Annotated in this window: 14 protein-coding genes; 2 read left to right on the top strand and 12 right to left on the bottom strand. The window is 67.9% G+C overall.

Going from position 1 to position 11,121, the window contains the following annotated elements; genetic code table 11:
• Window positions 1–18: 18 nt before the first annotated feature.
• Genes HAV18_RS00915 through HAV18_RS00895 form a run of 5 tightly spaced genes read right to left on the bottom strand, consistent with a single transcriptional unit; the run spans window position 19 to window position 3,098 of the window.
• On the bottom strand, window positions 19–546 hold the full coding sequence (locus tag HAV18_RS00915) for a cupin domain-containing protein (protein WP_166951453.1): 528 nt from the start codon (window positions 544–546) through the stop codon (window positions 19–21).
• Window positions 547–579: 33 nt separating this feature from the next.
• A complete protein-coding gene (locus tag HAV18_RS00910; protein WP_166951449.1) occupies window positions 580–1,350 on the bottom strand; it encodes an SDR family oxidoreductase in 771 nt (256 codons plus the stop codon).
• Window positions 1,343–2,413: an aromatic ring-hydroxylating dioxygenase subunit alpha gene (locus HAV18_RS00905; protein ID WP_166951446.1), complete on the bottom strand. Its 1,071-nt coding sequence runs from the start codon at window positions 2,411–2,413 to the stop codon at window positions 1,343–1,345. Before HAV18_RS00905 ends, HAV18_RS00910 begins: the two co-directional genes overlap by 8 nt.
• 54 nt (window positions 2,414–2,467) lie before the next feature.
• A complete protein-coding gene (locus tag HAV18_RS00900) occupies window positions 2,468–2,779 on the bottom strand; it encodes a recombinase-like helix-turn-helix domain-containing protein (RefSeq protein ID WP_166951443.1) in 312 nt (103 codons plus the stop codon).
• Between the two features lies 1 nt (window position 2,780).
• The gene (locus tag HAV18_RS00895; RefSeq protein WP_166951441.1) at window positions 2,781–3,098 is read right to left on the bottom strand and encodes a non-heme iron oxygenase ferredoxin subunit; all 318 of its coding nucleotides are present in this window, start codon (window positions 3,096–3,098) and stop codon (window positions 2,781–2,783) included.
• Window positions 3,099–3,542: 444 nt separating this feature from the next.
• On the opposite strand from HAV18_RS00895, the gene HAV18_RS00890 reads away from it, so the two are divergent.
• Window positions 3,543–4,622, top strand: a complete 1,080-nt coding sequence (locus HAV18_RS00890; RefSeq protein ID WP_166951438.1) for a porin — start codon at window positions 3,543–3,545, stop codon at window positions 4,620–4,622.
• 144 nt (window positions 4,623–4,766) lie between these two features.
• Window positions 4,767–5,069, top strand: a complete 303-nt coding sequence (locus HAV18_RS00885) for a DUF1330 domain-containing protein (RefSeq protein ID WP_166951436.1) — start codon at window positions 4,767–4,769, stop codon at window positions 5,067–5,069.
• A gap of 66 nt (window positions 5,070–5,135) precedes the next feature.
• On the opposite strand, the gene HAV18_RS00880 is transcribed toward HAV18_RS00885, so the two are convergent.
• The 7 genes from HAV18_RS00880 to HAV18_RS00850 form a co-directional block, all read right to left on the bottom strand.
• Window positions 5,136–6,029 (bottom strand): IclR family transcriptional regulator, encoded by an 894-nt coding sequence (locus tag HAV18_RS00880; RefSeq protein ID WP_166951431.1) that lies wholly within the window; start codon window positions 6,027–6,029, stop codon window positions 5,136–5,138.
• Between the two features lie 292 nt (window positions 6,030–6,321).
• Window positions 6,322–6,858: a type 6 secretion system effector deamidase TecA gene (gene tecA / locus HAV18_RS00875; protein WP_243771515.1), complete on the bottom strand. Its 537-nt coding sequence runs from the start codon at window positions 6,856–6,858 to the stop codon at window positions 6,322–6,324.
• A 44-nt stretch (window positions 6,859–6,902) separates the two neighbouring features.
• Window positions 6,903–7,382, bottom strand: a complete 480-nt coding sequence (locus tag HAV18_RS00870) for a YbaB/EbfC family DNA-binding protein (RefSeq protein WP_166951428.1) — start codon at window positions 7,380–7,382, stop codon at window positions 6,903–6,905.
• Between the two features lie 64 nt (window positions 7,383–7,446).
• Window positions 7,447–8,874 carry a Do family serine endopeptidase gene (locus HAV18_RS00865; RefSeq protein ID WP_166951425.1) on the bottom strand — a complete coding sequence of 476 codons (1,428 nt, stop codon included), beginning with the start codon at window positions 8,872–8,874 and terminating at the stop codon, window positions 7,447–7,449.
• Between the two features lie 76 nt (window positions 8,875–8,950).
• Window positions 8,951–9,334, bottom strand: a complete 384-nt coding sequence (locus HAV18_RS00860) for a hypothetical protein (RefSeq protein WP_166951422.1) — start codon at window positions 9,332–9,334, stop codon at window positions 8,951–8,953.
• Window positions 9,335–9,380: 46 nt separating this feature from the next.
• On the bottom strand, window positions 9,381–10,211 hold the full coding sequence (locus HAV18_RS00855; protein ID WP_166951419.1) for a hypothetical protein: 831 nt from the start codon (window positions 10,209–10,211) through the stop codon (window positions 9,381–9,383).
• 8 nt (window positions 10,212–10,219) lie between these two features.
• Window positions 10,220–11,110: a peptidylprolyl isomerase gene (locus HAV18_RS00850; protein ID WP_166951416.1), complete on the bottom strand. Its 891-nt coding sequence runs from the start codon at window positions 11,108–11,110 to the stop codon at window positions 10,220–10,222.
• Window positions 11,111–11,121: the final 11 nt, after the last annotated feature.

Below are 11,121 nucleotides of genomic sequence, written 5' to 3'. Positions count from 1 at the left end.
TGCTTTACCGGCTCCGTCTCAACGCTTGATCTTCGCGAGCGGCGAATCGGGCGGATACGTCGGCGTGATGGGCTTCGACGATCCGAGCATCACGCACATCAGCGCGTCTTCCTCGCCGATGTTGATTTCCGTGCGATACACGCCCGGCGGCACCGAGATCAGGTCGCGTTCGCCGAGGATCGCTTCCCAGGTCTCCCCGTCGCGCTCGCAGATCACCTTCATCTTGCCGCGCAGCACGAAGAAGATTTCCTCGACGTCGATGTGGATGTGGCTCGGGCCGATGTTGCCGGCCGGGATGACCATCGTCGAGAACGTGAAGCCGCCGGCCGGCACCGTGTTGACGTCCTTCGCGACGCCCGTGCCGCCCGTGCCGACATAGCGCATCTGCGCGCGGCGGTACTTCGGGTCGTAGTCGGCCTGGAACTTCAGTGCGTCCCAGTCGTAGCGCCGCGTCGCGTAGCGCGCGACGCGCCCTTCCATCCAGTCGTTGAAGCTTGCGCCTTCCGGCTGGTCCCACGACTTGCGTTCGAGATCGGCGTCCGCCATCGTCCTCTCCTTCATCAGAGTGAAAACTTCAATTCAATTCATTACGAAGCCGCCGTTCACCGGCAGCAGTTGACCCGTCACGAAGCGTGCGCCGTCCGACAGCAGGAACAGCACGGGGCCCGTCACGTCGTCGGGCACCTGCGCGCGCGTCAGCGCGCGGCCCTGCATGTAGAACGCATGGCGCTCGGCCGGCACGTAGGCCGTCGCCTCGACTTCGGTCAGCCCCGGCGCGATCGCATTGACCGTCACGCCGTGCGCGCCGAACTCGCGTGCCTGCGCATGCGTCATCGCGATCACCGCGCCCTTGCTCGCGACGTACGCGAGCAGCCTCGGCGCGCCCCACAGCGCGGTGTCCGATGCGAGGTTCACGATCGCGCCGCGGCCCGACTGCGCGAGGTGCGGCAGCGCGGCATTGCTGACGAGCCACACGCCGCGCACGTTCACGTTCATCACGGCGTCCCAGGTCGACACGTCCAGCTCCGTCGACAGCTTGCCGCCCGAGTTCGTGATCGCCGCGTTGTTGATCAGTGCGTCGATGCCGCCGAGTGCTGCCGCGCCCTGCGCGACGAACGCGTCGATGCTGGCCGGATCGGCGAGATCGAGCGCGAAGAAATGCGCGGTGTGGCCGGCTTGCGTGAGCTGCGCGGCCAGCGCGCGGCCCTCTTCGACCAGCACGTCGCCGAACGCGACCTGCGCGCCCGCTGCGACCAGCGCCTTGACGAACGCCGCGCCGAGCCCGCGCGCACCGCCCGTCACGAGCACACGGCGCCCCGGCAGCGACACGACCGGAGCGAGCTCAGCCATTCGCGGGCTCCGCTGCGGCCTGCGCCGCGCGATGCGTGTCGAGCGCGGAAAGATGCTCCTGCGCACGCGTGCGCAGCATCCGGCGCACGCGCGTCATGCCGACGTCGTGCTGATACAGGTATTCGTGATCGCGTGCGTTCGGCGCGAGGCTTTCGAGGACGTAGCGGTCCTGCTCGAGCACGTCCCAGTGCAGGCCCTCGAGGCGGTTGCGGTACATGAAGCGCCACACGTCGCGCTGCCAGCCGCTGACCTTGCGCGTACGCCAGAAGTAGACCTGGCAGTTGTCGCCGTCGACCGGCGTCGCGAAACCGATGATCCCGAAGTTGCCGCCGGGGCCGAACTTCTGCTTGTATGGAATCGCGAGGCGCATCCACAGGCAGCCCGTTTCGCCGAGCTCGACCCAGTCGAAGTTCACGTCGCGCTGGCCGATCTTCTCGAACATCAGGCCCGTTTCCGTCTTGCGCACGCGCATGTCGGCCTGCTTGTCGCCTTCGGCCATCGAGTGCGACGTGGCGTGCAGGTACGCGCCGTGCATCGGGTCCATCACGTTGTCGATCGCGTACTGGTAATTGCACTTCCAGTTCGACACGCACAGAAAGTGGCCGTACTCGTCGTCGACCAGTTCTTCCGGCAGGTTCAGCGGCGCCGGCTCGCCGTGCGCTTCGTCGCCGAACCACAGGAAGATCGCGCCGGCCTTCTCCTCGACCGGATACGACTTCACGCACTTCATGCCTTCAAGCGGACAGTTCGACACGGCCGGCACGCGGTTCACCGTGCCGCCGCCGTCGATTTCGACGCCGTGATACCAGCAGGCGATGTTGCCGCCGAGGTTCCAGCCGAGCGACAGGCGCGCGCCGCGGTGCGGGCAGCGATCTTCGAGCGCATGGACTTTGCCTTCGTGATCGCGCCACAGCACGATCTGCTCGGACAGGCGCGTGAGGCCGACGGGCGCATTCGACACCTGCCAGCTCGGCGCGACGGGATACCAGTAGTTCTTGATGCCGCGGTCGAGATAGTCACGGACCGGGTCGTGTTGGACTGCGTGTTGTACGGGGGACGTCATCAGTGTGCTCCGGATGCGGTTGTCGTCGGGTCGGCGGTCACGCGCTCGGCGCGGTCATTCCGCGAGCGAGGCCATTTCGGCGCGGAAGCGCTCGGGGGTCCACGCCGTGCCGTCCGGTGCGCGGAAGCCGATGCGGTTCAGGCCCGCGACGACATCGTCCAGCTCGATCGCGCCGGCTTCGAACACGCGTTCGAGTGCATCGCCGAGGTCGTTTTCGTATTGGGTCGGTGCGGCCTTGCGGTTTTGCCAGACCTGGTTCTCGACCTGGCCGGGGATCTCGATCTGCCCCTTGCCCGCGACGTTGTTCGGCTGCGGCGCCACCCACGGCTTCAGGAAGGGATTGAAGTTGACGGTCGCTTCTTTCATGTCATTCCACCTTGATCTGGATTTCCTCGCCGGCAAGGCGCACCGCGTACTGCTTCAGCGCGCGCCCGCCCGGGCCCTTCAGGCATTCGCCCGTCCTGATGTCGAACACGGCCTCGTGCAGCGGGCATTCGACCGTGCCTTCGTCGACGAACCCCTGCGTCAGCAGCGCGTACGCATGCGGGCACACGTTCTCGAGCGCATACACGTCGTCGCCGACGCGGTAGATCCCGATTTCCGCGCCGTCGGTCCGCTTGAACTCGATCGGCGTGTCTTCCGACAGCGCGCCGGCGTGACCGGCGCAAACCCATTGTTCAGACATCTCACACCCTTCCTTCTGATCGACTCTCGGTCTGCTCCGATTTGTTCCATACTCGGAACAGCAGTTTATGGATGGTGATTATAGGAGCGACTTTTCACGAGTAAAACAAAAAGCTGCATGTCCTAGGGAAAACACCGACCATCGGGTTGGAGATCGCTTTCGCCTGCCTTATCAAATGTAATTTTTTGTTGTGTGACGGGGAGTTATGCCCTTTTTGCGGGCTTTGCGCACCGGTCACGAGCATCGCCCCGGCCCCCATCCGTCCCGAAAAAATTATTTTTGACCAGACGCTCGACGCCCCTATACTCCATTCCATCAGAGGCACACTGTTCCTTATATGGAACATACAAATGCCCGTTCGATGGCGAAAACGCGCAACGGCCGGCCGTTCCTGCGCATGCCGCCACGGCACGTTTTCATCAGGTTGGAGATTCAGGAGATCAAATGGTCAAGCATGCGGTAGCAGCAGCAGTGATCGGGATGGGCGCCGTGTCGGGCGCGTGGGCGCAGAGCAGCGTGGTGCTGTACGGCAGCCTGGATGCGGGCATCGCGTACGTGAACAACGTCGGCGGCCATGCGAAGTGGGCGATGATTCAGGGCAACACGCAGCCCGACCGGTGGGGCCTGAAGGGCAAGGAAGACCTCGGCGATGGCCTGTCGGCGATCTTCCAGCTCGAAAACGGCTTCTATACGAACAACGGCCAGTTCGCGACCGCGAACACGATCTGGAACCGCGCGGCGTTCGTTGGCCTCAGCTCGGAACGCTACGGCACGCTGACCCTCGGCCGCCAGACGCCGCTGTCGTTCGACTATCTCGATCCGCTCAGCACGGCCTACCTCGCGATGAGCTGGTACGCGTTCCACCCCGGCAACATCGACGGGCTCGCCGCGACCGGCAACGTGCCGTACAACAACGCGGTCAAGTATCGTTCGCCGACCTTCGCGGGCTTCTCGGCCGCGGCGACGATGGCGCTCGGCAACACGACGAACTTCTCGACCGGCAAGTCGGTCGGCGTCGCGCTGAACTATGCGAACGGGCCGTTCAAGGCGTCGGCCGTGTACTCGAACGAGCACGACCGCTCGATCCTGATCAGCACGACCGGCATCACGTCGTTCCAGGGGCAGAACACGGCAAACGGCTACACCGCGAACAAGGTCGAGAACATCGGCGCGGGCGCGTCCTACCAGTTCGGCGACTTCCTCGTGCATGGCCTCTACACGCGCACGAAAATGCAGTCGAACGGCTTTTCGGATACGTTCCAGAGCTACGACGCGGGCGTGAACTACCGCAGCAGCGCGTTCAACACGATCGCGGGCGGCGCGGCGACCACGACGCTGGCCGGCCGCCGCTGGACGCAGGTCGAGCTCGGCGACATCTATGCGCTGTCGAAGCGCACGCAGCTTTATGCGAACGTGTTGTACGAGCACGGTTCGGGCGGCGCACAGGCCGCGTTCTTCACGGCAGGCGTGTCGAGCACCGCCAACCAGGTGGTCGTGCTCACCGGGATTCACCACTCGTTCTGAACGACGTCAGGCATTCGCCGCCTGAAACGACAAGAGCGGCCCGCGGGCCGCTCTTGTTGGTTCGCGCGCAGCATTTGCCCGCCCGCCGTACGCGTTGCACCGGCAACGGGTAGCATCAGCGGATTCCGACGAACGGAGACGACCGTGGCAGTCTATTTGCTGGCGCAACTTCGCTTCACGCACCGCGACGCATACGACCGGTATCAGGCGCGCTTCATGGATGTATTCCGCCGGTTCGACGGCCGCCTGCTCGCCGCCGACGGTGCGCCGGTGGCGCTCGAAGGGGAATGGGATCGCGACAAGGTGGTGCTGATGTCGTTTGCCGACGAGGCGTCGGCGCGCCGGTTCGTCGAGTCGCCCGAGTACCGGGAGATTTCCGAGGATCGCCACGCGGGCGCGGACACGCTCGCGCTGCTCGTGCATGGCCTGCCCGCGCCGGGCGCCTGAGGACGACGGCGGCCGTGCACGCGCCGCCCCTTGCTCGCAAGCAGCGGCGCAGCGCCGGCCCGCGTGTCAGAACATCGCGACCTTGTGGCGCGCGTGCGCGAACGTCGGGTCGCTTTCGAGCGGACGATAGTTCAGCCGCTGGGACAGGTCGACCGCCGCGCCGCACACGGCTTCGACGAGCCGCTCCTTCTCGCCGGCCTCGCCGATCTCCGAGCGCGGCACCGTCGCGGTGATCGCCGCGACGATCGAGCCCGAATGATCGCGCACGGGCGCGGTGACTGCCGAAATGCCGCTCTCGAACGCCGCCTCGCTGACCGCGTAGCCGAGCCGTGCGTAATGGCGCACGCGTTCGTACAGCTCATCGACGGTGCCCGGCGTGCGCTCGGTGAACTGCTCGAGCCGCTTTTCCGGATAGAGCTGGCGCAGCGCGTCGCGGGTCAGGTCGCCCATCAATACGTGGCCGTGCACGGTCGCATGCGCGGGCAGGCGCGTGCCGACGTGCACCTTCACCGAACCGAACATCGACGCGTTGCTCTGCGCCTTCGCGACGAACACGACGTCGCGTTGGTCGCGAATCAGCAGATGCGTCGACAGGCCCGTTGCGTCGCGCAGCCGTTCGAGCACCGGTGTGCCGAGATCGGTCAGTTCGAGCGAATTCAGGTATTCGAAGCCGAGCCGCAGCACGCCGACGCCGAGCCGGAAATAACGGTCGCCGTTCACGCGCTCGAGGAAACCGAGCGCTTCGAGCGTCTGCAGCAGGCGGAACGTGGTCGTGCGCGGAATGCCGATGCGCTTCGACAACTCGGGCGCGCCGAGCACCGGCTCGCGCGCGGAGAATTCGGCAAGAATCCGCAGCCCGCGTTCGAGCCCCGGCACCAGGTAGGACGATGCGCCGCCGGACGATTCGTCGTCGCCGGGCGCCGCTTGGTCGGGTGCGTTGCTCATCGTTGCCTTGGCCATGTGGACATGGACGGAAGGAAATCAATCACGAAACAGGTCATGGATCGTCGTGGACGGCCGGTCATGCCGCCCCGGCGCGCACGCAGTTGCGACCGCGCACTTCGCCGCGACGCAGCATGCGCCGCCACGACTCCAGGAAGAGTCATTCACGGTCGAGAGGATAGCAGCGATGGCCGGCGCGACGCCATGCGCAAATCGCCGGAGGGCGGGACCGCCGCCGCCCGGCCGTGTGCGAGGCGAGCCGCCGACTGATCGCGGCCGGCGTGGCACGCTCCGCCGAGACGCCCGCAGGCTACAGGTGGGACAGATGAACCCGGATATTCGCGCGGTCATACGTGAAGCCGCCGGCCGCGTCAGGTTCGAGCACGCTTGCCAGGTCGACCGCATACCGCCATCCGCTGCCGAGAAGCCCGCCGTTCACGGCCCGGATCCGGGTGCCGCCAATGGCGATCGCCGCATGAAAGACCGTGCCGCCACGCGAGAAGCCGACGGCGGTCCCGGCCGGAATCTGCGCGTGCCCGTCCCATTCGCCGCCGTTCTCGAAGTTGAATCGCGGCCGCCAGTGCTGACCGATCGTGTCGAGCAGCGTGTTGGGTGAAATCATCGCATCAGCGCGCATCAGGTACCGCACATAGGCCGCGGCGTCGTAGCAGACGCCGGCGGAAACATACGTGTTGATGTCGGCCGTGCCGGCAATCAGCGCCTGCACGTGTCTCTGCCGCTCGGGGAAACCGAACTGGGCGACATGCGCGCCCAACGGGGTCAGTTGCATGGGTGGCTCCTGTTGAAGAAGCGAGGCGTCATCGTCCCGCCAACGCAATAACCTCATATCTTATTACGATATCCGGCGACGTCGAAGCCCGGCCCCGGGCGTCACGGCAGGCGCGCAGCCGATGCCGGTGCGGCGGCGGCCGCCTCGGGATTCGGCGCGAGCCGCAGGCGCACGCGCAACGGCTGCAGCATGTCGGGCGGCGGCGGCTCCGCCAGCGGGCTGGCCGTGAGCAGTTGCCGCAGCGTCGCGTCCGCGTCGGGATCGCCGAGCGACGCAAATTCGACACGCGCGACGACTCCGTTCGTACCGATCCACGCGCGCACGACGATCGCGGGCGGCGGCGCAGCGGCGCTCGCGTTCAGCACGCGCGCCTCGAGATAGCGGTGCAGACGATCGGCCGCGTCGCCGTCGGCTTCGAGCCACGTCTGGAACTGCTGCCCGGCGAGCTGGCCGTAGCGGATCCACGCCTGCGGCACGTCGGCCGTCTGTGCGACGGCCGGTGCGACGCCCACGGCCAGCGCCCACGCGACGACGATCGCCCGCCACCCTCCGGATACGCCCCACTGCTGCATTCGCTTCATCCCGCCTCCCGTTTCGACGATGCGCGGCCCTGCCGCGTCGCGTCATCCGCTCGTCCTGCGACCTTCAACCGATCTCGATCGGCACATACAGCCGTGTTCCGCCGCGCTGGACGAGCAGCGCGACGTTGCCGTGCGCGGCGTCGATCTCGGCCATCAGCGCGCCGATGTTCGCGACCGGCGTGCCGTTGACCGACAGCACGATATCGCCGGGCTGCAACCCCGCGCGCGCGGCCTGACCGCTCGCCTGCTCGACGACGAGCGCCTGGCCGACACCGAGCCGCTGGCGCTCCTGCTCCGTCGCCGCGCGCAGCGCGAGCCCGAACCGCGCGGGCCCTTGCTCGCTGCTCGCCGGAGCCGCCCCGCTGTCGAACGCAGCGACGGTCGCGATCACGTGCATCGCCCGTCCCGCGCGCCATACGAGCAAATCGGTTTGCCGCCCGGCCCGCATGCCCGCAACGGTGCCGAGCAGGTCCGACGATTCGGCGACCGGCTTGCCGTCGACCGCGAGCACGACATCGCCCGGCTGCAGGCCCGCGTGCGCGGCCGGGCCATCCGGCTCAACCACGGTGATCAGCGCGCCATCCGGGCTCGCGAGGCCGAACGAGCGCGCAAGCGCCTGGCTCACTTCCTGGACGGCGACGCCGAGCCGGCCGCGCGTGACCTTGCCGGTTCGCAGCAACTGGTCCTTCACGTCGAGCGCGATATCGATCGGGATCGCAAACGCGAGCCCCTGATAGCCGCCCGTCTTCGAGAAAATCATCGAGTTGATCGCGATCACGCGGCCGCCGAGATCGAACAGCGGGCCGCCCGAATTGCCGGGGTTGATCGGCACGTCGGTCTGGATGAACGGAATCGCGCGCTCGCCGGGCAACGAGCGCGATTTCGCGCTGACGATGCCCTGCGTGACCGTGTTCGCGAACCCGTACGGCGAACCGATCGCCATCACCCAGTCGCCCACTTCGGTGCGCGCCGGGTCGCCGGTCGCGACGACCGGCAGGTCGTGCGCGTCGATGCGGATGACTGCAACGTCGGAGACGGGGTCGCTGCCGATCACACGCCCCTTGAACTGCCGCTTGTCGGTCAGCTTCACGTCGATCGCAACGGCGTCACCGACCACGTGCCGGTTGGTCAGGATCACGCCGTCCGCACTGACGATGAAGCCGGAGCCGAGGCTCACTTCCTCGCGGTTGCCGATCACGCGCCGCGCGAGAAACGGCGCGAGCGGATGATCGGGCGCGATGCCCGGCGGCAACTGGATGCCCATCTGCGTGACTTCGCGCGTGACGCTGATGTTGACGACGGCCGGGCCGACGCGCCGCACCAGCGCGGCGAAGTTCGGCAGCGCGATGGTTGGCGTTGGCGTTGCGGCACCTGGCGGCACGGGCCGCTCGGCGGCCGATGCCGTTGAACAAACGCATGCGCAGGCCAGCGCCAGCCCGCCGGCCATCGCTCGCAGCGCCACCGCCCGCTTCGTGTGCCTGCCCGCCTTCATGTCGCTGTTCCTCGTCGGTTCGCGCCGGAACGCCGCCGGCTCGTCGATACGCACGCCGCCCGCTCGGCCGCACGCATCACTTCGGCGGCACCGCGACCGGTGCATCCGGCCGCTGCGGGGTCGTCGAGCGGCCCCAGTTCGAGCCGAAGCGGTTCCGCTCGGTCGACAGGTTGAACGTGCCGAGACGGTTCGACGGCTGCTTCGACAGCCGCTCCGAATCCGTTTGCGACGCGCCCGCCTGCGGATCGGCCTTCGGCTTCAGTTGCTGGCTCAGGCAGTCGTACGACAGCGCACGCCTGCCGTCGACTTCCGCGTCGACGCACACCGGCTTCGTGGCCGAACCCGGACTGGCCGCCGCTGGCGCGGGTGCGCTCGCCACCGCGCGGCCGCCCTGCGCGTGCGCGCCGGTTGCCAGCAGCAGGCAGACGATCGTCGCGATTCCGCTTTTTCGCATCTTCATGCGCGCCTCCTTCCGAAATGGCTCCATGGCACAAGCGTTGCCGCGCTCACAGATTCGCGCCCGGTGCCGATGCGCGCGCCAGGAAACGCGCAAACGCCGCGCGATCGGATTCTTCGACGGCCGGCTCTTGCACATCGACCCGCTGCGTCCAGGCGTCGCGCATGCCGTCGACCGGCTGCCACGCTTGCACCTGCGCACCGGTCGGATACGGCGTGACGAGCGGTTCGCGATAGTCGACGCGAAACAGCGGCGGCGCGCTGTTGCCGGCCGTCCACAGATCGCCGACGTCGCGCACGCTCGCGTCGAACCAGAACCGCGCCCAGCGCACCGTCGGCGCGCGCGTATCGGCGCCGGGCGCATCGGTGCCCGACGCATCCGGCACGCGCAGGAAACCGGCCAGCACGAGCAGCACGGCCGCCAGATCGTCGTCGCGCAACATCCGGTACGACCAGAGATCCGCGACGTCGACACAGGCGATCACCGCGATGAAGCGCCCGATCGTGAGCGCGGGCCACGCGCGCCGCATCAGCGTGTAATGACGTGCCCAGTGCGCGACAAAGCGCTCGCGATGCCCGGCGGCGACCTGCACGTCGCGCGAGCCGCGAATCGTCAGTTCCTCCGGTTGATACTGGCGTGTCGTGAGCACGCATTGCGCGGAGCACCGCGCGCTCCGGTGCCGTGCATAGCCGCCCACGCCAGGCAACGGCTCCAGCGCGCCGAAGCACAACGGGCAATGCGTGGGCCACTCGCCGGGCAGGCCCGGCCACGGGTTCGCTTTCGGCATGCGCGGGCGGTCGGCGGCCGCGGCCGGGCGACGTCGCCCCGGCGTGCGTGCGTCGGGGGCGTGGACGCGTGGCGTCGAACGGACGGTTGCCATGGGCACGCCTACCGGGCAGACGCGAGCGCTTTCTTCAGCGCGTCTTCGTTGATCGGCGCATTCGCGGCGAGCTTCGCGAGATACGCCTGCGCATTCTGCTGCGTGCGCCGCGCGCGCAGCATCGCGCGCAGTTGCTCCTTCACGTCGGCCAGCGGGCGCGGCGCGGCCGCACGGATGTCGATCAGCTTCACGACATGAAAGCCGGCCGGCGTCTGGATCGGCGCGGAGACCTGGCCCGGCTTCAGCGCGTCGGCCGCCTGACGGACCGCCGGCACCATCAGTTGATCGGGCACGAAACCGAGATCGCCGCCGTTCGCGGCGCTCGCCTTGTCCTGCGAGTTCGCCTTCGCGAGCGCCGCGAAATCGCCGCCGCGCGCGCGGCTCGCAAGATCGGCCGCCTGCTTGCGCGCCTTGTCGAGCGTCGCGGCATCCGCGTTCGGCGGCACCGCGATATAGATCTGCGCGACGTGCAGTGCGCGCGGCGCGGTAAACGCGGCGCGGTTCTTGTCATACGCGGACTGCAGCTCCGCGTCCGACGGATAGTCGGCCGGCGGCGCACTCGCCGACGCCAGGTAGCTGCGCACGACGATCTCGCGCTGCGCCTGTTCGACGGCCGCCTGCACCTGCGCCTGCTTGTCCCAGCCCTTCGATTTCGCCTCGGCCAGCACGGCCTTCTGCGCGAGCGTCGAGCGCACGACCTGGTCCAGCGCCGCGGGATCGGCCGCGAGACGCTCGCGCCCCTCCGGGCTCACCGACTTCAGCAGCCCCGCGATATCGGCCTGCGTGACCGACGCCTGCGCGGCATTCGCGATCACGTCGTCCTGTGCGTACGCGACGAACGGTGCGCCCAGCACGAGACTGCCTGCCACCGTCGCCAGCAACTTCATCTTCGTCATCATTGTCCGACTGC

Source organism: Burkholderia sp. D-99, from assembly GCF_011605345.1.
Taxonomy (GTDB): domain Bacteria; phylum Pseudomonadota; class Gammaproteobacteria; order Burkholderiales; family Burkholderiaceae; genus Burkholderia.
This window is presented reverse-complemented; position numbering and strand designations above follow the sequence as displayed.